The organism is Bartonella sp. CE47NXGY, from assembly GCF_042195415.1.
Classification (GTDB): domain Bacteria; phylum Pseudomonadota; class Alphaproteobacteria; order Rhizobiales; family Rhizobiaceae; genus Bartonella.
Map to the genome: position 1 here is coordinate 40,516 of NZ_JBHIOI010000001.1, position 24,625 is coordinate 65,140.

General features: G+C 35.5%; 19 protein-coding genes, 1 tRNA gene and 1 pseudogene. 11 read left to right on the top strand and 10 right to left on the bottom strand.

Features of this window, described 5'->3' with window-relative positions:
* Nucleotides 1-108: 108 nt before the first annotated feature.
* Nucleotides 109-1,197 (top strand): site-specific DNA-methyltransferase, encoded by a 1,089-nt coding sequence (locus ACFIL3_RS00200; protein WP_375613050.1) that lies wholly within the window; start codon nucleotides 109-111, stop codon nucleotides 1,195-1,197.
* A gap of 755 nt (nucleotides 1,198-1,952) precedes the next feature.
* Here ACFIL3_RS00200 and mutY read toward each other — a convergent pair.
* Nucleotides 1,953-3,011 (bottom strand): A/G-specific adenine glycosylase, encoded by a 1,059-nt coding sequence (gene mutY / locus ACFIL3_RS00205; RefSeq protein ID WP_375620664.1) that lies wholly within the window; start codon nucleotides 3,009-3,011, stop codon nucleotides 1,953-1,955.
* A 203-nt stretch (nucleotides 3,012-3,214) separates the two neighbouring features.
* On the opposite strand from mutY, the gene ACFIL3_RS00210 reads away from it, so the two are divergent.
* The 5 genes from ACFIL3_RS00210 to ACFIL3_RS00230 all read left to right on the top strand — a co-directional run bounded on the left by ACFIL3_RS00210 (nucleotide 3,215) and on the right by ACFIL3_RS00230 (nucleotide 8,955).
* Nucleotides 3,215-3,715 carry a DUF721 domain-containing protein gene (locus ACFIL3_RS00210; protein WP_375638055.1) on the top strand — a complete coding sequence of 167 codons (501 nt, stop codon included), beginning with the start codon at nucleotides 3,215-3,217 and terminating at the stop codon, nucleotides 3,713-3,715.
* Nucleotides 3,716-3,797: 82 nt separating this feature from the next.
* The gene (locus tag ACFIL3_RS00215; protein WP_375611143.1) at nucleotides 3,798-4,454 is read left to right on the top strand and encodes a DsbA family protein; all 657 of its coding nucleotides are present in this window, start codon (nucleotides 3,798-3,800) and stop codon (nucleotides 4,452-4,454) included.
* Nucleotides 4,455-4,628: 174 nt separating this feature from the next.
* Entirely contained in the window at nucleotides 4,629-7,295 is a 2,667-nt protein-coding gene (ppdK, locus tag ACFIL3_RS00220) for a pyruvate, phosphate dikinase (RefSeq protein ID WP_375668542.1), read from the top strand.
* An 83-nt stretch (nucleotides 7,296-7,378) separates the two neighbouring features.
* Nucleotides 7,379-7,561: a hypothetical protein gene (locus ACFIL3_RS00225; RefSeq protein ID WP_375681740.1), complete on the top strand. Its 183-nt coding sequence runs from the start codon at nucleotides 7,379-7,381 to the stop codon at nucleotides 7,559-7,561.
* A 1,223-nt stretch (nucleotides 7,562-8,784) separates the two neighbouring features.
* Nucleotides 8,785-8,955, top strand: coding sequence for a hypothetical protein (locus ACFIL3_RS00230; RefSeq protein ID WP_375628290.1), 171 nt, complete (start codon nucleotides 8,785-8,787; stop codon nucleotides 8,953-8,955).
* A gap of 97 nt (nucleotides 8,956-9,052) precedes the next feature.
* Here ACFIL3_RS00230 and ACFIL3_RS00235 read toward each other — a convergent pair whose 3' ends face one another.
* Nucleotides 9,053-9,886: a peptidoglycan-binding domain-containing protein gene (locus tag ACFIL3_RS00235; RefSeq protein WP_375613011.1), complete on the bottom strand. Its 834-nt coding sequence runs from the start codon at nucleotides 9,884-9,886 to the stop codon at nucleotides 9,053-9,055.
* A 1,050-nt stretch (nucleotides 9,887-10,936) separates the two neighbouring features.
* Here ACFIL3_RS00235 and ACFIL3_RS00240 point away from each other — a divergent pair.
* Nucleotides 10,937-11,312 (top strand): annotated as a pseudogene (locus ACFIL3_RS00240) (DUF5330 domain-containing protein).
* Between the two features lie 108 nt (nucleotides 11,313-11,420).
* Entirely contained in the window at nucleotides 11,421-11,831 is a 411-nt protein-coding gene (locus tag ACFIL3_RS00245) for a SufE family protein (protein WP_375611146.1), read from the top strand.
* 98 nt (nucleotides 11,832-11,929) lie between these two features.
* Here the strand turns inward: ACFIL3_RS00245 and ACFIL3_RS00250 are convergent, their stop codons facing one another.
* The gene (locus ACFIL3_RS00250; RefSeq protein WP_012754848.1) at nucleotides 11,930-12,367 is read right to left on the bottom strand and encodes a MucR family transcriptional regulator; all 438 of its coding nucleotides are present in this window, start codon (nucleotides 12,365-12,367) and stop codon (nucleotides 11,930-11,932) included.
* A gap of 855 nt (nucleotides 12,368-13,222) precedes the next feature.
* On the opposite strand from ACFIL3_RS00250, the gene ACFIL3_RS00255 reads away from it, so the two are divergent.
* Nucleotides 13,223-15,316, top strand: coding sequence for a S9 family peptidase (locus ACFIL3_RS00255; RefSeq protein WP_375628285.1), 2,094 nt, complete (start codon nucleotides 13,223-13,225; stop codon nucleotides 15,314-15,316).
* An 82-nt stretch (nucleotides 15,317-15,398) separates the two neighbouring features.
* Here ACFIL3_RS00255 and ACFIL3_RS00260 read toward each other — a convergent pair whose 3' ends face one another.
* Nucleotides 15,399-16,001 (bottom strand): superoxide dismutase, encoded by a 603-nt coding sequence (locus ACFIL3_RS00260; protein WP_375668539.1) that lies wholly within the window; start codon nucleotides 15,999-16,001, stop codon nucleotides 15,399-15,401.
* 829 nt (nucleotides 16,002-16,830) lie between these two features.
* Here ACFIL3_RS00260 and ACFIL3_RS00265 point away from each other — a divergent pair.
* Nucleotides 16,831-16,905: transfer RNA gene (locus ACFIL3_RS00265), tRNA-Gln, on the top strand.
* A gap of 231 nt (nucleotides 16,906-17,136) precedes the next feature.
* On the opposite strand, the gene ACFIL3_RS00270 is transcribed toward ACFIL3_RS00265, so the two are convergent.
* Genes ACFIL3_RS00270 through ACFIL3_RS00280 form a run of 3 tightly spaced genes read right to left on the bottom strand, consistent with a single transcriptional unit; the run spans nucleotide 17,137 to nucleotide 20,583 of the window.
* Nucleotides 17,137-17,601, bottom strand: coding sequence for a toxin-activating lysine-acyltransferase (locus ACFIL3_RS00270; RefSeq protein ID WP_375619328.1), 465 nt, complete (start codon nucleotides 17,599-17,601; stop codon nucleotides 17,137-17,139).
* The gene (locus ACFIL3_RS00275) at nucleotides 17,601-18,926 is read right to left on the bottom strand and encodes an HlyD family type I secretion periplasmic adaptor subunit (RefSeq protein WP_375619329.1); all 1,326 of its coding nucleotides are present in this window, start codon (nucleotides 18,924-18,926) and stop codon (nucleotides 17,601-17,603) included. The genes ACFIL3_RS00270 and ACFIL3_RS00275 overlap by 1 nt, the downstream gene beginning before the upstream one ends.
* On the bottom strand, nucleotides 18,916-20,583 hold the full coding sequence (locus ACFIL3_RS00280; protein WP_375675038.1) for a peptidase domain-containing ABC transporter: 1,668 nt from the start codon (nucleotides 20,581-20,583) through the stop codon (nucleotides 18,916-18,918). Before ACFIL3_RS00280 ends, ACFIL3_RS00275 begins: the two co-directional genes overlap by 11 nt.
* A 223-nt stretch (nucleotides 20,584-20,806) precedes the next feature.
* On the opposite strand from ACFIL3_RS00280, the gene ACFIL3_RS00285 reads away from it, so the two are divergent.
* On the top strand, nucleotides 20,807-20,986 hold the full coding sequence (locus ACFIL3_RS00285; RefSeq protein WP_375673134.1) for a hypothetical protein: 180 nt from the start codon (nucleotides 20,807-20,809) through the stop codon (nucleotides 20,984-20,986).
* Between the two features lie 1,184 nt (nucleotides 20,987-22,170).
* Here the strand turns inward: ACFIL3_RS00285 and ACFIL3_RS00290 are convergent.
* The 3 genes from ACFIL3_RS00290 to ACFIL3_RS00300 form a co-directional block, all read right to left on the bottom strand.
* Entirely contained in the window at nucleotides 22,171-22,956 is a 786-nt protein-coding gene (locus ACFIL3_RS00290) for a DUF1499 domain-containing protein (protein WP_375620675.1), read from the bottom strand.
* Between the two features lie 533 nt (nucleotides 22,957-23,489).
* Nucleotides 23,490-24,029, bottom strand: a complete 540-nt coding sequence (locus ACFIL3_RS00295) for a hypothetical protein (RefSeq protein ID WP_375680892.1) — start codon at nucleotides 24,027-24,029, stop codon at nucleotides 23,490-23,492.
* A complete protein-coding gene (locus ACFIL3_RS00300) occupies nucleotides 24,022-24,618 on the bottom strand; it encodes a DUF1214 domain-containing protein (RefSeq protein WP_375681741.1) in 597 nt (198 codons plus the stop codon). Before ACFIL3_RS00300 ends, ACFIL3_RS00295 begins: the two co-directional genes overlap by 8 nt.
* Between the last annotated feature and the right edge of the window lie 7 nt (nucleotides 24,619-24,625).

A 24,625-nucleotide genomic window follows, 5' to 3' on the forward strand; every position in this document is an offset into this window, starting at 1 on the left:
GGCCTATAAACTATTTTGGTTGATTATAGGGCAAATTCAGTTAATTTTGTTGGGTTTTTCATGACAGTTATTCAGCTTCAAAAAGATTTCCTTCGTACTCCCTCACAAATGCCATGGCGCAATAAAATTTTTAAAGGAGATTGTGTTTCCGTTTTAGAAAAACTTCCAAAACATTCTGTTGATATGATTTTTGCGGATCCACCCTATAATTTGCAATTGGATGGAGCTTTATACCGTCCAGATCATTCGCTTGTTGATGCGGTTGATGATGCATGGGATCAGTTTGAGAGTTTTGCTGCTTATGATGCTTTTACTCGTGCATGGTTGCTTGCTTGTCGTCGTGTATTAAAACCCAACGGAACACTTTGGGTTATCGGATCTTACCATAATATTTTTCGGGTTGGGACGGCATTACAAGATTTAGGTTTTTGGATGCTTAATGATATTATTTGGCGCAAGAATAATCCGATGCCTAATTTTCGAGGGCGCCGTTTTCAAAATGCTCATGAGACGCTTATTTGGGCCGTGCGAGATCAAAAAGATAAAAAGTACACATTTAATTATGATGCCTTAAAAGCGGCAAATGAAGATCTACAAATGCGTTCAGATTGGCTTTTCCCTCTCTGCACTGGAGCTGAACGTTTAAAGGATGATTCGGGGCGTAAATTACATCCAACACAAAAACCGCAAGCGTTATTAGCGCGTATTATTATGGCTTCTAGTAAACCTGGTGATGTTATTCTCGATCCGTTTTTTGGTTCGGGAACAACAGGTGCTGTTGCCAAGCTTTTAGGGCGTGATTTTGTTGGGATTGAACGCGAGCAAGATTACATCGATGCAGCATGTGAGAGAATTGCGGCGGTTCAACCTTTAGCGCAACCAGAACTAGCGATTTTGGATAGAAAAAAAGCAGAACCGCGCGTAGCATTCAACAGTTTGCTTGAAGCAGGTTTACTCTATCCTGGAGAAGTTCTGTATGATCGTAAGAAGCAAGTATCTGCTATTGTAAGAGCTGATGGTACGATTATGCATGGTGGTGAAGCGGGCTCAATTCACGCAATGGGAAGAAAGGCTCAAGATTCGCAGAGTTGTAATGGTTGGACCTTTTGGTATTATGAGGAAAATGGACGGTTGAAGTCCATAGATCATTTAAGAATGATCATACGTTCACAAATGTTAAAAACGGGTGTTTTATGAACTAAGCTGATCGCTTCATTCTATTGACCACCAATATACTTGATCTTGATTGAGATGGACGTGAGGGTGTTTTAGTCTTTCTTAGATGTTTTTTATTGACACACTAAATCTCGCTTGTAAGCGACAAGCGAGTATTTTATGCTTCTTTTAGAAGAAATTAAAATGAGAAATTTTCAATCTATGTTCTCATTTTAGTTCCAAAACAGTAAAATTTCAATATAAGCTTATAAAAATGAAATATCAGAATTAAAAGGTTCATTCAGAAGTTCAAAATTAAGTGCTTTTTTGAATACGTACATCTGTAAAGTGCATATAATATATTGATTATAAAGATAATTTAGCGCAACTCATATCGAATTGCCCTCGGAATATCGTCAAGTTTTCTTATTTCAAATTTGTTCCATATTGAATCGATGAAAATTACTTTCTTGCATGTCATAAACGGGGTTGGCGTGTGAATAAAAATTGTTAACGAAAGAACTAAAAGTACCTCTTATAATCCGTTTCACGTACCAAGGGATGTTGAGGGGGCTGGTAAATATAACGATGGTGCTAACTTGCTCCGTCATAAGCGAAAAAAGGATAGATCCTGAAATTTAAATCTAAAGCTTCTAAGCGTTTCTATCGCTCCTTAATTTTTGTCTGTAGAAAAAATTGGTTATTTCATTTTTTAAAATTTTTCTTTTACAGATTAATAAATGATCGCTAGAGATACAAAAGTCTCCATTAGAAAACATTTTTATGAATAGGGAAGGTTATTTAAATCTAAAAGAATTGGGAAGTGCTACGGAAATGGCTTTTTTCATAACAGTAGGTAATGCTTCTTCGGCAAGATGTTGAATGTTACACCACCAACCATTTTCACAATTCATTTCATGAACATCTTCGGTATAGTAAACATCAAGTTTTAGAGAAAAGTGAGTAAAAACATGCGTAATTTGTCCTTTGAATTGCCAATTGGCAGTAAAGGGTGCGTTTTGTAGCCCATTTTCGTTGTTTATGCCAATATTGTTAGGAATTTGGGTCATTCCACCAAGGAGCTTTTGCGTCTGTCGTTTTTCCAAATAAATTTGTTTCTTTTTATTAAGGACCACAAAAGCAATACCTGTTTTTGAAGGGCGTTCTTTTTTAGGGGCTTTAACTGGAAAAGACTCCGGTTGTTGCATCTTTTCTGCTTTGCATAAACATTGAAGAGGGCAGGTATAACAAGATGGTTTGCGTGGAGTACAAATTGTTGCTCCCAAATCCATCATTGCTTGAGCAAAGTCACCAGGACGATTTAAAGCAGTAATTTTTTGTGTTTTTTCTTTAATTTCAACTTTTGCTTTTTGCAATATTGAAGTGATAGCAAAAAGTCGCGCTACCACACGTTCGACATTACCATCAACCACTGCTACAGGGTGGTTAAAAGCAATCGCAGCAATGGCTGCGGCAGTATAATCTCCAATACCGGCTAGAGTTCGCAATTCTTTTACAGATTGTGGAAATTGTCCCGCGTAGTTTTCAACAAGCTGTCGCGCACATTTTTTAAGATTACGTGCGCGTGAATAATAACCAAGTCCAGCCCATGCTTTCATGATATCATCTTGGGAGGCTTTTGCTAAAGAGGAAAGATCAGGCCATAGTTTTAGAAACTTTTTAAAATAAGGCTTAACTGTTTCAACGGTTGTTTGTTGAAGCATGATTTCAGAAAGCCAAACTTGATAAGGATCAGGACGGATACCTTGTTTTTGCTTTTCGGGGGTAATCCGCCATGGAAGATGTCTGTGATTTTGATCGTACCAAGCAAGGAGGTGCGAAGAAATTTCATACATGATTGCTTTCAAGCATAGGGAGATATAAAATGCAAAAGAAAAAATTATTTATTTTGTAATTCATGTTTTTTGCTCTTTTATTGTCAAGGCTCTGGTGAGAAAAGGCTTTTTATTTTGTTGATATTTCATAAATTGAGGAGGCAACAATTTTTAGATGAAACAAATGATTTTAATTTAGTAAGTGCTTGAACAATGATCTAAAAATGAGAAAACAACTTAAAAAACGTATCTTTTATTCTCTTTCTGAGGCGGTATACAAAATACTTGATCCAGTTTTACGCAAACGGACAGGGCTTAATGTAGCGCTTATAGAACATTGGCCACAGATTGCGGGCTATGATATCAGTGAACATACAATGCCGCTTAAAATTATTTGGAAACGTCGTGCAGATCAAGATGAAGTTTTTCAGCCAGCAACACTTGTTGTCGCATGTGAAGGATTTGCTGCGTTAAAATTGATGCATGAAACAGAGGAATTACTTCATAGAATTAACGGATTTTTTGGCTATATTGCTATTGATCGCATCAAGATTGAGCAAAGGAGTATGTCGGTTTTTATGAATCACTTGCCTCTAAAACCGCCTTTGAGTGAACAAGACAAAAAATGCGTGGAAAAAATGCTTGAAGGAATTGAAGATAAAAGTTTGCACCAAGCACTTTATCAACTTGGCTGTTGCATTTTTTTGGAAAAAAATAATAAATAGAAAGATATTTTATATATTTTTCTTTAATATATGAGAAAGCATTGGATTCCTATTCGTTAATAACAACAGAAAAGTATTATTTATGGTAAAATATCGTTCTTTTTTATCTTTCGGGATAATTTTTCTCTTCATAACGATTGTACAAAACAGTGTAACAGTTGCTTTAGCGCGTGATCCCAAATCAGTGGCAACTGTTGATATGGCAGAGCTTCTCCAATCGGGTAAAGTAAAGGATCGCTTTGAGGGAGAGGCGGATGCACCAGTCGTCATTGTTGAGTATGCTTCGTTGACATGTACCCATTGTGCGCATTTTTATAATGATATACTTCCCCAAATTCGTAAAAAATATATCAAAACAGGAAAAGTAAAACTTATTTTCCGAGAATATGCTTTTGATCCTCGGGCAACAGCAGGTTTTATGTTGGCACGGTGTGCACCGGAAGATCGCTATTTTCCTTTGATAGAAGTTTTATTTCAAAAACAAAATGAATGGGCTTTCGGAAAAAATGCTCTAACACCATTGAAGAAAATTGGCTTAATGGCTGGTTTTACAGATGAAAGTTTTACTGCGTGTTTGAAAAATCAGTCCATTTTAGATGAAGTAAATGCATCTTTTGAACGCGGTAAAGAGCTTGGTGTCACAGCAACACCTACTTTCTTTATTAATGGTAGTAAATATGAAGGTGCCATGAAAGTAGAAGAATTTTTTTCGGTGATTGATAGTTTTCTAAAAAACTGAATCTTAATCTTCCAGAAGATGGATAGTGATACTTTTGGTCATTATCTCTTTTGGAAGGATTAATATTATGCATTTATGAAGCGATATCGTTGAGCCAATTTTGAATCAAATCATTGCTTTTAAGTGAGCCTAGGTTGAATGATGTTTTGAAGCTGATATGGGAGGATTTGTACAGTGAAAAAATGGGTTTATAGTTTTGGAGATGGAAAGGCAGAAGGAAGTGCAAGTGAGCGTAACCTTCTCGGAGGTAAAGGGGCTAATTTGGCAGAAATGAGTAATCTTGGTTTGCCCGTACCACCCGGATTTACGCTGACAACAGAAGTTTGTAATTTTTATTATGCCCATGACAAATCATATCCAGAAGAGCTACAGGAATCTGTTAAGCAAGCACTAAGATACGTTGCTGAACAAACAGGACGTGAATTTGGGAATGAACAAAGACCACTTTTGCTGTCTGTTCGTTCAGGGGCTAGGGCTTCTATGCCAGGGATGATGGATACAGTGCTAAACCTTGGCATGAATGATAAAACTGTAAAAGCAATTGCTTTACAAGCCAATAATGAACGTTTTGCTTATGATAGTTATCGGCGTTTTATCCAAATGTATTCTAACGTTGTTTTGGGGCTAGACCATTCGTATTTTGAAGAGATTCTTGATGAAGTAAAAGCATGCAATGGTTACACTATTGATACAGAAATGACAGCAGATGATTGGAAGAATGTTATTATTTCTTATAAAGCCTATGTTGAAGAAAAATTAGGAACCCCTTTTCCACAAGATCCTGAACAACAGTTATGGGGGGCAATTGGAGCCGTTTTTTCAAGTTGGATGACAGCACGTGCAGTTACTTATCGCCGTTTACATAGCATTCCTGAAAGTTGGGGAACGGCAGTTAATGTGCAAGCTATGGTTTTTGGTAACATGGGAGAAGATTCGGCAACAGGTGTTGCTTTTACACGCAATCCATCGACAGGGAAAAAAGAACTTTATGGTGAATTTTTAGTTAATGCGCAAGGGGAAGATGTTGTGGCGGGCATTCGAACGCCTCAAAATATTACAGAAAGTGCGCGTATTGTTGCTGGTTCAAATAGACCGTCGTTAGAAAAAATTATGCCTGAGGCTTTTTTGAAATTATGTCAGATTGCGCAGAATCTTGAGCAGCATTATCGGGATATGCAAGATCTCGAATTTACCATTGAAAAAGGTAAATTATGGATGCTTCAGACTCGTTCAGGAAAACGCACGGCTCGTGCGGCTCTCAAGACGGCAATTGAAATGGTTGAGGAGGGGTTAATAAACCGTGAAGAGGCTGTGATGCGTATTGATGCAAAGTCGCTGGACCAACTTTTGCATCCAACACTTGATCCTAAAGCAGAACGTTTTGTTATAGGACGTGGTTTACCTGCTTCTCCTGGAGCCGCAACTGGTGAAATTGTTTTTACTTCAGAAGAGGCAGAAACTGTGTCGGCGGAAGGTCGCAAAGTTATTTTGGTCCGTGTAGAAACAAGCCCAGAAGATATTCATGGTATGCATGCTGCAGAAGGAATTTTAACAACGCGTGGCGGTATGACAAGTCACGCTGCTGTTGTTGCGCGGGGGATGGGAAAACCATGTATTTCTGGTGCTGGCAGTGTGCGGATTGATTATAACACAAATACGTTGTTTGCCTCAGGAGAAAGCTTAAAAAAAGGTGATGTTATCACAATTGATGGTGGAAGTGGAGAAATTTTCAAAGGGAAAGTTGCAATGTTGCAGCCTCAGCTTTGCGGAGACTTTGCAAAATTAATGGAATGGGCTGATGGGATGCGACGTATAAGAGTTCGCGCCAATGCTGAGACGCCATCTGATGCCCGTATGGGGCGTTCTTTTGGGGCTGAAGGTATTGGTCTTTGCCGTACGGAGCATATGTTTTTTTCTGGAGAACGTATTGTTGCCATGCGTGAAATGATTTTAAGTCATGATGAAAGTGGTCGTCGTAAAGCACTAGATAAGCTTTTGCCAATGCAGCGTTCAGATTTTAGTGAACTATTTGAAATTATGTGTGGTTTACCTGTTACCATTCGTTTGTTAGATCCGCCACTCCATGAATTTTTGCCTAAAACGAAAGCAGAAATTCTTGATGTTGCAACAGCTATGGGGGTTTCTGCTGAAGTGCTTGCTGAACGTGCTCAGCAGTTACACGAATTTAATCCTATGCTTGGATTACGAGGATGCCGTTTAGCTATTACTTATCCTGAAATTGCAGAAATGCAAGCGCGGGCGATTTTTGAAGCAGCAGCAGAAGCTGCCAAAAAATCTGGATCTCCTGTTATGCTTGAAATTATGGTGCCATTGGTTGCGCTTAAATCTGAACTCGATTTTGTAAAAGCGCGTATTGATCAGGTTGCTGAGGAAGTGATGAAAGAAAAGGGAAGCACTATTCAATATATGGTTGGGACGATGATTGAACTTCCAAGGGCAGCGCTTCGAGCAGATGAAATTGCTGAAACTGCTGAATTTTTTTCATTTGGAACAAATGATTTGACACAAACTACTTTTGGGATTTCCCGTGATGATGCTGCTCCTTTTTTGGCAACCTATTTTCAAAAAGGTCTTCTAGAGCAAGATCCTTTTGTGTCTATTGACCGTGATGGAGTAGGGGAACTTATTACCATTGCTGCACAGCGTGGACGCTCAAAGCGTGCAAAAATAAAATTGGGAATTTGCGGTGAACATGGAGGCGATCCTGCCTCTATTGCTTTATGCGAAGAAAATAACCTAGATTATGTTTCGTGTTCTCCTTTTCGAGTGCCAATTGCTCGTTTAGCAGCAGCTCAGGCCGCAATAGCAAAAAGGATGTAATGGGTTAATATTTTTTGTTGTATCGTTATTACTGAAATAAATTTTTATATATTCTTTTATTTTCTTTAATAAAGGGAATAAAAATGCTTCTAAAATGCACGATAAGTTGTGTTGCGCGAGAAAGTGTTTTTTTAGAGGTTTATGAGAGAAAATATAAAGCACAGGATAGACAAAGATGTATTATTAATGCACTTTTTATTGGCGAACCTCTTGATAGAGAGAAACGTGTTATTGTGCAGTCAATTTACGCGTTTGCTTTTTTATAGGGGAATGAGCTCCTCACGCAAAATAGAATGCTCCAAATAAATGCATTTTTTTTTGCGCATCATGCTGTTTGAGATAGACATTTCTCAATGGATGCCCCATTTTACATTGATATTCGTGGAATGGGGATTATGTAAAACTCCCCGTAAGTTTATAAAAATCTTCCCAAAATTTATAAACTCCATTATGCACTCCCATCTTTACATTTATAAAGGAATATCAAAGTTACACAATATATTGATTTATAAAGATAATTTTTTATTTCTCATATTGAATGAAAGCTGTAAATATCATAAGATCTTCTTATTTCGACTTCTTTTATAATGAATCAATCAAAACCATGTTTTTTGTATGTTACAGGCGGGATGAGCGTCTGTAGATAAAAAAATAAAGCAAGGATATGCCTCTTATGAAACGTCTCAAGTGTCAAGAGCTGTCACAAATTGAAGGTAGGTACAGTGTGTAATGGTGCCGGCTTGCTTCTTCACAAGCGTAAAGATGATGCGCGGCGCGTGCAGTGGGACTACTATTATTATTCATGGGCGTTGTTGCGAAGTGGTTTTGGGTGCTTTAGAGATGTTTTTTAAGAAAGCCCGTGAATGGCAATCCAAGTATATTCCGTTTGGGACATTTTGTTTTAGGTGAGGGGGAGTGAGACCAAAAAGACATGTGATAAAGTAAGAGCATGAGGCAATAGGTAATTTCCGTTATTTTAAAGATATTGCTTTAGATGTCTTTGAAAGGCGTAAAGCTGAATTAAAAGGAAATGGCAAAGATGAAAAATGGTGTTTACCTTAAAATTTCATATTCTTCCCAAATTAGGCTGTTTTCCTGTTTTAAGAGATTATACAAACAGAGATGCGCAATATTCTTGCCTCCATTTGGCATATAAAAGCTATAATAGCTGAGAGAAGTACTAAACTGTCTTAACATTTTTTTCAAACATACTGCTGCGGTAAGTTTGGATGTTGATTTATAGACAATACTAAACGCACACGCTCTCTTAAGAAGACAATGTCATAAAACACATAACTTTCCAGCAATAGATTAGAGAGAAGTGCCGGTTTTTTATCAGACACTTTGCAAAACAACAACCATAACACAATTAGCTTTACGTCTATTTATCCTTAAAGGTGTTTGCACAAATTCTTTGCATCATATTTATAAAGATCAAATTGACGATAATATATGGACAATTCGTGGTTCGATAATATGAAAGGTTTACATGATACTACAAAAATTTCGTGTCCTTTTATCATCAGAGGCAATAAAAATGCTAGAACAAGCGCGTTTGCTATTTTGCAATATTCTTTTTTCTGCAATCGGTTGTGGTTTTTTTGAAGAAAATTATACGGCTCAATATGTAATGTGTAAGAAAACCATTCTGATTGATTGAAAATAAGAGGGCTTGAGATGAAGGAATGTTTGAGGGGAGCATTAAACAAACGAAAGATGAATTATCATTATAAATTAAGAGATTATTATGATTAGCTTCAATTTAATAAACCAATTTCACGCATTTTCATTAAAATTGTGTGATTAATTTTACCTGTTACAGGAAGATCAAATATTTTTTGAAACTGTTTTAAGGCTTCTATCGTCTTTTGATCTTCTATTCCTGTGACAATAACCTCCTCATTCCCAAAAATATGTAAAGCTTTTTGCACTTGTATAATATCTTCAACAGAAGGCTCTAAAATAGCTTCTTTTAAGTGTGTCATATTTTTTGTATTGTTTGTTTCTATTTCGCTTTGCTTAATTAATATCGCGATTTCATCTGCTGCGGGATTAGATAGAACATTCTTTTGCATTCTCTGAGCAGTTTGCTGTTTCCATAAAGTGATGGCTCGGCGTGTTTTAGGTCCTTCCAGTCCATCTAATGGTCCATCATAAAGTCCTAATTTTGCTAGTTCTTTTTGCTTTTCCAGCATGCTTGCTGATTGAGAGGGTAAAGGTGAATTTGTGTGCTTATGACTTTGAGAATGTACAGAAGTTACACGGGAGAGTTCTTGTGATTTTTCTTCTTTTTCCGATAAAGTAGAGCTCTTACCTATACTTTGAACAGAGGAAAATTTCATTTGAGTTAAAATATTTTGATGCGTTGTCATTTGCGAAAATAAAGCATTAAATGAAATAAATAAAAAACTAATGCTAAAAAGAAAAGATCCAACAAAAAATAAAGTATTTTTTCGTGTATAGAAATAAAGAGTTTTTGCACTCCAAAAAATAAAATGAAAAATTATAAGAAGAAGTGTTATAACAATACTACTATAGTATTTACGGTGTTTTACAGTTTTTTTTCGGTAGGTCTTTCGTTTTGTTGCCATTACTTTTATTTTCAGTTGCGTTTATTTTTTACAAAGAAACAAATATAAATTAGGAAACGAATATGAATCAGTTTTTACTTCCAGCCAGAGAGAAGTGCATTGACATTATTGATTTTTCCTTTCAAACTCCTAAAATGAGCGGCTTCATTATATCAATTTATAAGTTGATGAATCAACAAGAGTTCTTATCAACGTTTATTCATTTTATTTTATACAAATCTTTAATGTGTATAAAGAGAGCACCAAATGATTAGCATTCAAGATCATTTTGGTATTTGCAAACTGCATTATCACATATAATTATCTAAACAATAATGCCACGTTATTCTTCATTTTGGGGCATATGTTTGCCTATTATTTAAAATAAAATTGAAAATATTTGCCTATAACGCTAAAAAGATGACAATCATTATCTATTCTTTATAATTTACATATAGATGGTTACTTATCCATAAACGGTTTGGTAATAATAATTATCTCTTAATATTATTATATTTTGGTATAAATTCCTTCTATTAAATAATTTTCATAAGTATTAATTAAATTGATGTTTACAATGTTATAGAAAAAACTGGCTTGAGATGTAATCATAAGAGATGCAGTTATTTTTTGATGTTTTTATTGACAGGTTGACTATTTTCATAACATTCCAGTAAAAATTTTATAGATAATATAAATATTTTATCGACACTAGAGTCAGAATAACAGAGTTTACTCTTTTTAGCTTTTTCAACTAAGCTAAGATGGTGGACTATTATTTAAAATAATTATGTACACAACACGATTATCTCTCTCATTTTTTATCATAGTATGTTCATTAACATGACCAGCTTGTAAGTGTATAATTTTGATGTTAATTTTTTACTGAATAGACAATGTATCCCATTTTATACAGCGGAATTGTGCCATATTTATAAAAAAGCCAATGATATAGATCCAATACATGAATACTCAATTTTATAAAAAGCACATTTTATAAATTGTTTATAAAGCAACAGTGTATAAAATGCTTCTTTTATTGTATTTACCACTGCGGTACATTGATTGTCCATGATACGTTTTTTAATCAAATTATCATTTTTTTTATTTTTTATTTTTGTCATTATTTCATTTTTTGTAGCAGATCCAAGCAGTAACCATTCTTCTAGCCCCCAAAATAATGAGACAACAACGAGCGATGTGATTGTTGCTTTTAAGGAAGCCTTAAATGACTTAGGCGCATTTTGTGACCGTAATATAAAAACCTGCAAAGTAGGAAAATCCTTTTTAAGTTCACTTGGTGAGCGCGCATATTACGGTGCAAGAGCTGCTTATGAATATTTAGGGAACATATTAGGAAACAAAAATGATATCAGAGACTTCCCCTAATGTTTCTTACAAAATCGAAATACAAGAGTTCTTACAAAACCATGCAATGTTATCTTGAAATAAGGATTTTTAACGTTCTTCGTGTTATTTATGTTAGGAAGAATAAATATTTATTTTTTATAAGTGTATTCAAGAATGATTATTCAAACGAAACAGGACTAAAATAATGGCGGAAACAATCGGTAATATTATAGAGAACTTTTCGCTTTTGGATAATTGGGAAGATCGTTATCGTTATGTCATCGAGCTTGGCTATGAATTGCCACCTTTTCCAGAAAGCGCTCGAAACGATGCTCACAAAGTTCCTGGTTGTGTTAGCCAAGTGTGGCTTCTATCTTCACGTAATAACTCAAAAGATCCAATATTGACGTTTCAAGGTGATTCCGATGCTCATATTGTGCGTGGACTCATTTACATACTTCTTGCTTTTTATTCAGGCAAAAAAGCTTCTGAAATTCGCAATTCTGATGCTCAAGAGCTCTTTGAAAAACTTGGTTTAAATGAAAATCTTACACCACAACGATCAAATGGTTTGAAATCAATGATTAAACGGATTCGTAACGAAAGCTATATGTAATCCCCTTGGTAGAAATTGCTATATATACAAAAGCTTCACACAAAACATGTATACTAAAATCAACTTTATGCACGAAACCATTTTTTCGCAAAATAAGATTATTTAGTTTTTTTCCGTTTGCTTTTGCGTCCAAGCCCCATTTCTTTGGCCAAAGCCGATCGTGTTTTTGCATAATTAGGCGCCACCATAGGGTAAGAACTATCTAACTGCCATTTTTCACGATATTCCTCTGGCAACATTCCATAATGTGTCATGAGATGACGCTTTAGAGATTTAAACTTCTTTCCATCTTCAAGGCAAATGAGATAATCAGGAAATACTGAACGCTTCGGATTAACGGCAGGCCTTTGTTTTTCAACTTCGACTTCTGTTAACTCTAGATTCCCTGCTTTACGAAAAGCAGCATGGACATCAGCAATTAAACTTGGCACTTCAGTCGGTCGAATAGAATTATTACTCACGTAGGCAGCAACAATATCAGCAACCAATGTAATAACTAAATTGCTTTCAGTCTCTAAGACTGCACGATGTTCCATTCTTGTTTCCTTTAATTTAAAATTGAGTAATTCAAAATCGAGATATAGTGCATATACTCATGATATAAAGATCTCATGCACATGAGTTTCATATTGTACAAAAATCTTTTTTGTCAATTCAATTATTCTATAAAATTGCCAAAACACAAAAAAATCAAATAAATACCTATTTTTTGTCATAATATACAATAAGAAAAACGAAATTATTACATGCTAAAATATATTTTTACCCTATAACATATCATACATAATATATAATACATCACAAATATAAAAAAATATATGATAAAATTTATTTATTTTTTTTGAGAACGTAAAAATAAAATTACTAATTATAAAAATATAATATATAAATTATTATATTTTGTTTTGAATACTTATAGTTTAGTAAGTTTATGTTTAATAAGTTTTAAATTTGTTTTTATTATTTATATTTATAAAATTTAATAATAAAAAACATGATATATTATAAATATGACATAATAGTATTATTTATAATATAAAACTATTCATTAAAAGGAGATAGGACATTTTTATTTTTTATACAGTAATAATAATATTTTAGATATATTTATTCCTTTCTGTAAAATTATGCGATTATACTGTTTCAAAAAAAATCAATTCTTTTTCTAATAGTTTAATTGTTTTACCAGTCACTTTCATTATAAAAGTGGTGTTATATCCCTAGAAAACAATAGCTGTGATATGTAATGAACAGAAAGGTATTAGTTTTAAAAATTATCATGGTGCTATTTTTGCAAGTGAATAGAACTTATAGGTTTTTACACTTGCATCAATCATTGTGATTCTAACATATAAACGAAGCTATTAACATATTTTAATATAGGATTGTGTATGACTCGCACTTTTGCAATTCCTCCCAAAGCATCTAGAATCACTCATAAGGAAATATATCATGGTATTTTTCGTGATGATCCCTATCATTGGCTACGTGCGTCTAACTGGCAAGATGTTTTTAAAGATCCTAACTGTCTTGATCCCAATATTCGACATTATCTTGAAAAAGAAAATGCTTATCAATCAGCTCAAATGGCTGATACAAAACCATTACGAGATTTGCTTTTTACCGAAATGAAAAACAGGATCCAAGAGAATGATAGTTCTGTTCCTATAAAACATGGTCCTTTTGCTTACGGATTCTCTTATGTTACCGGAGGCCAACAACCACATTATTTTCGGACACCAAGGAATGGCGGAGAAAAAAACGTGTACCTTAATGGTGATGTCTTGGCAGAAGGCAAAGAATATTTCAAATTTGGTTCAGTTCAAGAATCTCCTGACCATACACATGTGGTATGGACCTATGATGACAAAGGATCAGAATTCTATACAGCTAAAATTCGTAATTTTGAGACATTGTCTGACTGTATGGACACAATTACTGATACATCTGGTCAAATTGTATGGGATGCTAGATCTGAAGGTTTTTTCTATACTAAGATGGATAAAAACCACCGACCTTCAGAGCTCTATTATCACCAATTAAACACAGATCAATCACAAGATAAGCTTATTTTTCGTGAAGACAATCCAGGTTTTTTCTTAGATGTAAGCGGTTCTAAGCTTAATGATGTTATTTATATTAATATTCATGATCATGAAACATCCGAGATCTGGTTAATTCCTGCTGAGGCGCCTTTTACTATTCCCCAATGTGTACGGAAACGACAAAAAGGTATTGAATATTCACTTACAGAAGGTGGTGATGTCTTTTATATTCTGACCAATTTAGATAATGCAAAAGATTTCAAAATTATGGTAGCGCCATATACATCTCCACAATCAGAAAATTGGTCTGAGTTTGTTCCACATCAGCTTGGGTGCCTAATATTATCCCATGATGCTTATCAAGATTTTCTTGTCTGGATCGAACGTTTTGAGGGGCTTCCACGTATAAAAGTAATGGAACGTACCACTAAACAAGTTAATTCCATCGCTTTTACTGAAGAGGCTTATTCTTTAGGTCTGCAAGGAGTTGCAGAATATAACAGTCCAACTATTCGTTTTTCCTATTCGTCTATGACAACACCTGATCAAGTGTTTGATTATGAGATGAAAAATTGTAAACGAATGCTTTTAAAAACGCAAATAATTCCCTCTGGGCATAATAAAGATGCATATGTAACACGACGTATTACAGCAATAGCAGACGATGGTGAGAAGATTCCTATTTCACTTTTTTATCACAAAAATACTCCCCTTGATGGTGGTGCGCCTTGTCTGCTTTACGGTTATGGTGCTTATGGGATTTCTATTCCTGCCAGTTTCAATAGTAATGTACTTTCTCTAGTGAACAGAGGTTTTATTTATGCCATTGCTCATATTCGCGGAGGAAAAGAAAAGGGAGTAGAATGGTATGAGAAAGGAAAACATCTCTTTAAGCACAATACATTTACAGATTTTATTGCTTGTGGGCGTTACCTTGTAAACAATAAATTCACTTCTCACGACCGGCTGATTGCTCATGGTGGTTCAGCAGGGGGGATGTTGATGGGAGCCATTGCCAATATAGCTCCACAGGATTTTGCTGGGATCGTAGCAAATGTGCCTTTTGTTGATGTCTTAGCGACAATGTTAGATGCTTCATTGCCACTCACTCCTCCAGAATGGGCCGAATGGGGGAATCCTCTTGAATCAGAAGAAGATTATAAGCTTATTGCTTCCTATTCCCCTTACGATAATGTCAAAGCTCAAAACTATCCCCCTATACTTGTGATGGCAGGATTAACAGATCCTCGTGTAACTTACTGGGAGCCTGCAAAATGGGTGGCAAAATTACGAGACCTAAAAACAGACGATAATGCAATTTTATTACGTATTAATATGGATTCAGGGCACGCTGGTGCAGCTGGACGTTTTTCAAAGCTAGAAGAAGTTGCCTATATCTATGCATATATTCTAAAGATAGCAGGAAAAGACTTTTGCTAATCCATAATATCTCTGTATGAAAGTCTCCGATAATTTATTGGATTATAGAGACTTTCATACACTAAAAAATTATTGAGACAGTTTAAAATTCACATTCTTCATAAAGTTTCAAAACATAGTCCCAATTAATTAAATGGTCTACAAAGGATTCGAGGTACTTCGGTCGAGCATTGCGATAATCAATGTAATAGGAATGTTCCCACACATCGACACCCAAAATAGGGTGAGCATTGTGCACTAAGGGATTTTCACCATTAGGTGTTTTCATAATTTCAAGCTTGCCATCTTTAACAGCAACCCACGCCCATCCAGCACCAAATTGGGCACCAGCAGCAGCAATAAAATCAGCGCGGAATTTATCGTAACCACCTAGATCAGCGTCAATAGCTTTTGCTAACTTTTCAGGAAGTTTTTGACCACCACCATCTTTTTTCATCCAAAGCCAAAAATGGTTATGATTGTAATACTGTGCTGCATTATTAAACAAACCAATATTTTTTCCAAAACTTTTTTTAACAATATCTTCAAGGCTTTCATTTTCTAAGCCTAACTCTTTCACAAAATTATTGGTGTTGGTAAGATAAGCAAGGTGATGCTTATCATGATGATATTCAAGCGTTTCGCGTGACATATAAGGCGAAAGGGCATCGTAATCATAAGGCAACGGGGGCAATTCAAAAGCCATTTAAAAATCTCCTCGATTCTAATTGTTAAGCTTATTTCATAAGCCTAATTTGCCATTTACCGCATTTAAAAGCAAATGTTGAATACCTAGTTTGTATGAAATAGTTTTAATGTCTCTCTTTTTGTAAAAGAAGCTTTTAGGAAATGTATATTCATCAATCAAAAAGGGTATTGGTCTACATAAAGATTGCTTCTGAAGATTTTTTTACATCTATGAGTGGGTAATAAATATCATTATCTTTTGAATAAAAAGTAAATGGAAATAGCTATTATTCCTTGTTTTTGTAGCTCTATTTTTTCAAATACCATATAAAATGTTTTTAACAGAATATTAAGTGTTATTTTTTAGGAAATATTTTTCAATGTGCTTGATTTCATTTTATGGTGCTACCCATGAATAATATAATGTAAAAATTAGTGGACATTATCATCTTTATGCTTAATGCAAGAGCACAGCAGCACTATCATACACTTACCGGTTGCCAATGTGGTGACAGCTTTTTTCTTAAATTGAGAAAGATGGGATTTTAATATATCAAGAAAAGTAAATCATATGCAAATTTATTAGATACATGAGTAAACTGCAAGATTTTCATTTTCTGTTCCTAGAAAATCAATACAAAGAGCAAAATAATTGATGGATAAATGGTTCCTTCTTATGTTAAAATCACAACTGTATATCAGTTTCTGCTACGAATTTGTATCGATGGCAATGCCATACAAGACTCAGAAATTTTATGATAAAAAAGTAAAGTCTTTGATTTTCAGATATTGCGTCCAATCACAGGAATCGCTATAAGGTGCAGGAGTCGCTATAAAGCGTGTTTTTTTGGGGTATAGCCAAGCGGTAAGGCACCGGTTTTTGGTACCGGCATTCCCTGGTTCGAATCCAGGTACCCCAGCCAGTTCCGGTAAATGTTAATAAAAGTTCGGCTTGAGAGTGGATCAATCCCCTTAACCTCTGTGTTGCTATTCATAGCAAGTCTGGTAAGTTGAGAAACACTTATTTATAGTGGGTTAGCTCTAAATATGGTAAGGTTTTCTTTTACTATAGCTATCGCTTAAAGAGCTCTTTTAAAAGATTCTTTTCTACAAGACGAGGGGGAAATGATTTATGCGCACTTGCTTTAGAAAAACTATTTGACTGGATTTTTTGCTCTATAGCAACACCAGCGGGTGATTTTCCGTATTCCACCATCTTCATTACGCCGAACAGCGTAGCAATAATGCTGATTAGGAAACACATGCCGCTGCATGTCACGTACCATACCAGCAGCATGTCCATAGGGTGCCACACAATCAATAAACCACATATATTCTCCGCCTTGCCAATTCGCATCGGACAAAAGCTCTCCCTTTTCAAGCATAGATTGATGATTTTTTTCATCTAAAAAAGCCCAAGTGATAAAGGCACAAAATTCTCCACGTTCATTTTTATAGAGTTTATATTGCCCAGTCTGTAAAGCTGGTCCTAAATTTCGTTCGATATCCCAGATTCGCCAGCGGCGGTATAAGGGAGATGTAAGCATTAAAACAACCATAGCTCCTAACGCTGTAAGAGGATCTATGAGTGATGGTGATGGATTTTCATTTACAGACATTATCTTTCCTTTAGAGATTGTTCTAAAATTTTGGTGATAGGTTCAAAGAAATAAGAAATGAGACGCCGTTTTGAGGTAATGACATCCGTTGTCACAGTCATGCCAGGGATAAATTTAAGTTGTTTGTTATTCAAAGTGATGTGATCTTGGTCAATTTTGATTAAAACAGCGTAGACACCATTAATTTCTTTATCATAGCGTGCTGTAGCGCCTACATTAACGACTGTACCGTGGATAACACCGAAACGTTCAGGCGGAAAGGCAGAAAACTTGATGTAAGCGCGTTGGCCCTTTTCTAAAAAGCCGATATCGCTGTTATCAAAAAACGCTTCGACAATGAGTCCGCCGGCACCAGGGACAATGCGCATGAGAGTTTTACCAGCCTCTACAAAGCCGCCCAAAGTATGGATACTTAAATCATCGATACGTCCATCAACAGGTGCATAAAGTGATAAGTGGTCAAGATGGTATTGAGTGCTATCAAGCTTTGCTTTTAATCCTTGAAGATTCAGTTCTGTTTCACGCGAAAGTTGCCGATAGCGGGCGATTTCATCGGAAATGAGACTTTTCCGTTGTTGGCGGAGGGTGTTTATTTCGGCGGCATTTTCTTCCAAACGTCTTTGATTGGTTAAAATTTCATGCTCGACATTTTTAAAGTCATGTAAACGCTCTAAATAAACTGCTTGGCTAATGACTTTTGTTTCCATTAGGCTTTTTGCAGCCTTTAATTTCCCTTGGCTTAATTGACGATCATCTTCCAACCTATCTAATTGCGCATGTTGTGTTGCACCGCTGCGCTCGACGCGGTCCGCCTGTGCTTTTAGCGCTCTTAATTTATCTTGGAGAGATTGAAGGGTAGCGCTAATGAGTTTTTCCCCTTCTATTCTTGCAGTCGTGTTGCCAGAAGGAGGAACTGGCAGATAGGCAAGCCCTTTGGTCACAAAATCTTTATCCAAAGGATCACTTTCATGTAAAGCTGTTAAAATAGCTGTTGCGATTTGTGCTTGAAGAGTTTGTTGCGCGATATCTGCTTGAACACGTGCGCACTCATTGAGGGCTTCACGAGGATCTAATTGAATAAGGAGATCGCCTTGATGAACAAATTGCCCTTCTTTTACAAGAATTTTCTCAATGCGTCCTGTATTTTGCGCTTGGACCAGCTGAACGTAAGCGGTGGGAATAACACTTCCTTGCCCCCGTGCAACAATCTCTGTTTTTGCGATAAAGCTGCCGATCACAATAAAGAGAAATAAGGTGACCAAAACAGCAACAACCATATGAAGCGTTGGTGACAAAGGGCGCAAATAGGGAGCTTTATCTGCCATTTTTTGCCTCCAAATCAGTAAAGTTTAAGACGGTTGCATGCCGAGGAAAGAGGTCACTTTTGTGGGTAATAACAAGAACAATACGATCTTGTGAAAGTTTATATAAATGCTCAACAATTTGTGCACTGACAGCGTCATCCAATGCGGAAGTAGGTTCATCCAAAATAAGCAGGCTTGGGTTTATCAGAAAGAAACAAGCCAAAGCCAAGCGTTGGCGCTGACCACCTGATAAAAAACCACCTTGCTCTCCTACTTGAGTATTGAGTCCTAAAGGCAACTGAGCAATCAAATCATGGCAAGCACTAACATATAGTGCAGCGTCGATTTCATCTTTAGTGGCATCTGGTTTAGCAAGAAGCATATTCTCAAGAATAGTTCCGGAAAAAAGGCAAGGATTTTGAGGAAAATACGCGATTGTTTTACGCACGCTACGGACATCAAAATTCTGTAAAGGTTGGGCGTTAATCAATATCTTTCCGCTTGTTGGGGGGGAGAGTCCACAAAGGAGCTTCGCCAAGGTTGTTTTTCCGCACCCTGAAGGACCAAGTAACATAATTGGTTGCCCAGGTTGTAAACAGACATTAAGATGATTGATAATGGACTTATCTCCATAAGAAAAACAGAGATCGTTGGCTTCAAGATGAGGAGGAGCGCTGAGTTGAAGAGGCGGCTTTTCTTCTTCCCATTCTGAAGGGGAGTTAAGAATATCGCCCAAACGAAGACGAGAGATTTTCAAATGCTGCCATTCTTCCCATAGGGATGCAAGGCTTAAGATAGGACCAGAAACATTTCCAGCGAGGAGATGAAAGGCAATAAGTTGTCCTAGTGTAATCTGGTTTTGAAGAACTGCCTGAGCACCAAAAAAGATAATAAAAATAGTGAAAAGATCACCAAAAATATGGCTCATGGCTCCATTGAGAAGATGCAATTTACTGGTTGTAAGGCTTTGATCTAAACTACGGGCTAAAGTTTCTTGCATGCGTATTGTATGAGCTGGCTCCTTTACATGCGCTTTTATGGCTTCAAGATTGGTAAAACTTTCAATGAGGCGCGATTGATGGGCGGCTTGCAGAGTGAAAGCACGGCGTAATTGGCGGCGCAAGAAGGGACCGACTAGCGCTAAAGAACCCATTTGTAAAGGTAAAATGATAAGGACAATAAAGGTCAGTTTCGGACTAATGGAAAAGAGTGCCGCAAGATAAATTATTGCGAACAGAACATTTAGAACAGTTGTGGCGATGGTTCCTGTTAGAAACCCGCGAATTGTATCAACCTCTCCGATTCGCGTGAATAGTTCTCCCACTTGCCAAGTGCGTAAGACAGGCAAGGAAAGACTTAACAGATGGCTGTAAATGCGCCGCCCAAATTCTAATGTAAGCCGATTGGCTAAATAAGCGCCTAGGTAACCTGATAGAGTGCTAAGAGCCGTGCTAAACAGCATAATAGCAACCATCAAGACAACGATAGCATAGAGACTTTCAATACGTTGAAAAGGGAGAATACGGTCGATAATCGCTTGAAAAATAAAAGGATTCACCAAGCCGAGCAAACGTAAAACAACAGCAACGCAACTAAGTTCGATGACATAATAGATATATTTCTTTGTTGTTCTTGTAAACCAAGAGAACGATACTAGTTTTTCTTGTGAATGACTCATTTGAATTTATGATTTTGTTTAAGAGAAAGAGCGATGGATGTCGCATATTTAAACAGTATTGTAAATAGTATTATATACAAACAAAATGTATATTTTATTTATACAGTATTTTTATTGTTATTTATACAAATTATATTTGACATTTGCTAAAATGAACAATAATGAATTTTCCACTGTATCTTTGTGATACAGTTATTTTTAACAATAATTAAAGAGGTTTTATATGTTTCGTTCATTTGGTTCTAGTTTTTCTAATGGTTGGTCTCATGTTTCATCAATGAATTTTTCAAGCAGTGGATCACGACCTGGGTGTACTGTTGGAGATTATCTCTCTGCAGGATTTTCAATGGGACATAGGGGACATGATATGGGAGTGGTAATTGGTGGAGTTATGGGGGGGTAACTGGAGGACCAATAGGCGCTGCGGAAGGTTTATGGTTAGGAGGAAGAGTTGGCTCTGGAGTAGGATTTGCCACAGGTATAGGAAATACAGCCTATGGATGTTATCGCTAATATAAAAATCAGCAGATATTTCTAAAATGAACAAGCTTGTAGGCATAATTATGTGTCTACAAACTTGACAGGAAGATTTAGGTGCATAATTTTACAAAATTATATATTTAATTTGGATTTTTTTTATGAATGATCTTATTCGTATTATTGTAGAATTATTATTTTCTATAGGTGCTTTATTTATATTTTTCTATACATTGTTTTCATATTATAAATCTAAAGGTTATAGTAAAAAAGAAATTTGGAAAAAAATGTTGTTAAGCACATTTTTGTTCATTATATTTGTTATATTACTTTCTATAACAGTTTTTATTTGTATACGTTATTTATATGAAAAATGATTATTTATTATCTTTATATAATAATGTTTTTGATATTTTATTATTTTGGAATTTTATTAGTTAAATATATGGGAATTTTATAAAGATTGTTTATATATAAAATTATATTTAATTAAGTTAAGTTTATTATTTGAATTATACTCTATTGCTCTCTCTCTTAAATCATTCATAAAGTAGATGAAATTTCAGTCTGGATTTTTTGTTATGCATACTTTTACTAGCTCCTTAATGACAGCAATTGGATTTGGACTTTGCATGTTTTTTTACAATAGATTTAAAGGTAAGAACTGGAGTATAAAAAGGACAATATTAACAACAATTAGGTTTTTTATATTATATTATGCTGCAAATTTATTAATTGAATATATGGGAATTTTAAAATAATATAAAATCAAGTTGTTATATTATTTTAAAAATATAATTATAAGGTGTTATTTGTAGAGTTATTTATAAAAAATAAGTTATTATTTTTATATAATATTAAACTTTAAAAAATATTTACTGATTACAGTTAGACAGAGACTTTAATATTATTATCAATATTTCTGTTTTTTATTTCCTATTTTTTTAATCTTTTTCATTATTTCAAGCATGGGTTGTTTTGAGATTATTATCTTTTGTATAAGGATTATCAATTTATAGTTTTTGAAAAGTGATTGTTTGCTTATGTATCATGATTTATTGAAAAATAGGCAACTTTTATGAAATAAAATGCCTTATTTCTCTTAGATTGTTATTCATCGTCTTGTGAGAGAGGAAGTGAGGCGATTTCTGTATCAAGGGCATCCATAAAATCGATAATAAAAGCAGCATTCGTTCCCAAATCTCTTAGCAAATAACGAGAAGCAGAACGCATATCAACAAAAGTTGTATCCCCTTCATTGGTTAAGCGTATCACAATGTCTGAAATAAAACCAAGGTAAAAAGTTTTTGCCATTGTTTCAATATAAAGCGCATTTTCTTCACCTTTAAACTCTCGTTGAGCCACAACAGGCCAATCATAGGCTGCTAAAACATTAAGAACAGATTCGCGAATACGGTCAGGTGAGCCATCATAACGGCGCCCCGATATTTCTGGCCATTGTGACATCTGTATTGCTGCTTGTTCAGTCAAAACACTTTTGAGTGGTAAAGCATCGCTGGGACGTATTGTGCGAAAAAAAGCCGGTGGTCTTTGTGTATCGGTAGAAACGTCGTAAAGAGCCGGTAAGGTAAACCAAAGTCCAAAAAAGAGCATCAATGGTGTGGCTGTTATCAACGAATAAATGATCCCTTTTAAAGCTTTCATTCCCCCTAGAGCACCATAGACCCACAAACTATGAAGTGCTTTAATAGCCAGAAAAAGAGAAATAATTACACAGCCAGTAGAGATTCCGATCAAAATTATGAAGTCAGTTACGTTAATGACGGAAAAACGTTGTAAAATGACTGAAAATAATAAAATAAAGAACGACAATCCACCAAATCGAGGGGACCATACTGCTGCTCTTGAAACGAACCGAACATATCTCTTCTTCATGAAGTTTTTCCCCTCGATTGTAAACTATAAGCCAAGTTTTTTCAGAGTGCTATCTTACAAAAAGCTTCTGCTCATAAACCAAAAATAAAGCACTTATTTTTGAGGTCAAGGATGCGTAATGTCTTATAAGTTTCCAGCGGTTATTTTAGCACTTCATTGAAAGTGATCAGTATTTCTTCTATAATTTATCATGTCATTGATGCGAATTTTATGGGAATGTTTGTAAATAAAAAGAAATAAACTCAAATAACAAGTTCTACGGTTGTTAGCAGCATATATTTTTAGAACTTTACTCTTGATTTTTCTCTTCTAATGGCGGGGAGTTTTTTCTGTCAGATAATGCGTCTCAAATAGGATATGATGATGTGCAATAGAGATTTCATTCTACCTCAATAAAAAATTTAGGGATCTACAATCAGATAAATCTGAATTCGAATATTTGATTAATAGAGAAAAAAGATAACCATTTTGATAGGCTTTATGTATTTTGTACAGAAAGTAAGGTATTGTACAAATGAGAGGTTAGTCCGTTTTTATTCATAAAATATGCGACAGGTCGCAGATGAAAGAAAAGCTTCACTTTCTTTTTTTGCAAGGGAAGAAGGGACAAAAATACGTAAAATAACAAACCCTTCATTCAAATTTTTAGCAACCAAAACTGAATTGGCATTTTTTTTAGGTTTTGATTTTTTGAGTTCTATGATTTGTATTGGTTTTCCAATAATAAGATCGAGTGTCGCATCAGGGGCTGTTCGGTCATTAAGGCTATAGAAAATAATTCCGTTGTGTGTGTAGGCTGCTAGTGACCAAAATTGTCGTGTTTTCAAAGCTTTTAAATGAACAGGTCCATTTTCAAGATTAAATCTGCAGGCTTTAAGAAGAAAGAGTGGATCAGCAGATTGTTGAATAGGATTATCGGGAGTAAAAGCAACAAATTGATAAGGGGCTCCGGATTTTTTAAGTGTTGTCCATATATTATCTTGTGCCCAATAGGGGATCAGAAAGAGAACGCAAATATGAACAATAATAGCGCCAATGATTGCAAGAAGTGCGATATAAATAAATCTAGTCACAATTTATTTGTCCTGATGGGATTTGTTCTATTGATGGCATTGTGAGCTTTTGTAATGCCGTTGCAGAGATGATTGAGGTATCATATAAAGTAAGAATAAGCCCGAATTCTTTTTGACTAACTGTTGCAAGCCAATTGCCTGTTTGCGGTGTGGGTGAAATATTAATGCGCAATGAGCCATCATGCTCATAAATAATAGCGTTTGTATGGAGTTCAAAAGGTATTTCTTTGGATGAAGTATAGGGTTTAAGGGATTTGTCAGCTGTATAAAGGGTAAAAAGACGGGTTTCAGGGATGGTGCCTTTGAGCAAATAATGACAGTGATGATGAAGTGGACGCCCTTGGTTATCTTGCCAAATCTGGAATTGAATACCTTCAGTTCGTCCGAGTGAAACAATGCCTCGTTTAGCGGTGTGGGCGCGGGTATAAGGATCCATATTAGCGGTTCCCACCTGTGGATAAGCACTCCATTTTCCAATTCTAAAGAGTCCAAAATGATGAAAGGAATTGAGTACATAATTGACACTCAGTGTTCCACATAAAATGGAAAAAGCGAAGATAAAAAAGAAAATGGTGATATTAAAAAACATCAGTGAA

What these genes read in the sequence shown, in the direction of transcription:
- ACFIL3_RS00215 (WP_375611143.1), top strand. Translation starts at nt 3,798, where the DNA reads ATGGTAAAATATCGTTCTTTTTTATCTTTCGGGATAATTTTTCTCTTC.
- ACFIL3_RS00290 (WP_375620675.1), bottom strand. Translation starts at nt 22,956, where the DNA reads ATGAAGAAGAGATATGTTCGGTTCGTTTCAAGAGCAGCAGTATGGTCC.
- ACFIL3_RS00255 (WP_375628285.1), top strand. Translation starts at nt 13,223, where the DNA reads ATGACTCGCACTTTTGCAATTCCTCCCAAAGCATCTAGAATCACTCAT.
- ACFIL3_RS00245 (WP_375611146.1), top strand. Translation starts at nt 11,421, where the DNA reads ATGGCGGAAACAATCGGTAATATTATAGAGAACTTTTCGCTTTTGGAT.
- ACFIL3_RS00280 (WP_375675038.1), bottom strand. Translation starts at nt 20,583, where the DNA reads ATGAGTCATTCACAAGAAAAACTAGTATCGTTCTCTTGGTTTACAAGA.
- ACFIL3_RS00225 (WP_375681740.1), top strand. Translation starts at nt 7,379, where the DNA reads ATGCTTCTAAAATGCACGATAAGTTGTGTTGCGCGAGAAAGTGTTTTT.
- ACFIL3_RS00200 (WP_375613050.1), top strand. Translation starts at nt 109, where the DNA reads ATGCCATGGCGCAATAAAATTTTTAAAGGAGATTGTGTTTCCGTTTTA.
- ACFIL3_RS00300 (WP_375681741.1), bottom strand. Translation starts at nt 24,618, where the DNA reads ATGTTTTTTAATATCACCATTTTCTTTTTTATCTTCGCTTTTTCCATT.
- ACFIL3_RS00230 (WP_375628290.1), top strand. Translation starts at nt 8,785, where the DNA reads ATGATACTACAAAAATTTCGTGTCCTTTTATCATCAGAGGCAATAAAA.
- ACFIL3_RS00210 (WP_375638055.1), top strand. Translation starts at nt 3,215, where the DNA reads ATGAGAAAACAACTTAAAAAACGTATCTTTTATTCTCTTTCTGAGGCG.
- ACFIL3_RS00270 (WP_375619328.1), bottom strand. Translation starts at nt 17,601, where the DNA reads ATGTCTGTAAATGAAAATCCATCACCATCACTCATAGATCCTCTTACA.
- ACFIL3_RS00275 (WP_375619329.1), bottom strand. Translation starts at nt 18,926, where the DNA reads ATGGCAGATAAAGCTCCCTATTTGCGCCCTTTGTCACCAACGCTTCAT.
- ACFIL3_RS00260 (WP_375668539.1), bottom strand. Translation starts at nt 16,001, where the DNA reads ATGGCTTTTGAATTGCCCCCGTTGCCTTATGATTACGATGCCCTTTCG.
- ACFIL3_RS00250 (WP_012754848.1), bottom strand. Translation starts at nt 12,367, where the DNA reads ATGGAACATCGTGCAGTCTTAGAGACTGAAAGCAATTTAGTTATTACA.
- ACFIL3_RS00285 (WP_375673134.1), top strand. Translation starts at nt 20,807, where the DNA reads ATGTTTCGTTCATTTGGTTCTAGTTTTTCTAATGGTTGGTCTCATGTT.
- mutY (WP_375620664.1), bottom strand. Translation starts at nt 3,011, where the DNA reads ATGTATGAAATTTCTTCGCACCTCCTTGCTTGGTACGATCAAAATCAC.
- ACFIL3_RS00235 (WP_375613011.1), bottom strand. Translation starts at nt 9,886, where the DNA reads ATGGCAACAAAACGAAAGACCTACCGAAAAAAAACTGTAAAACACCGT.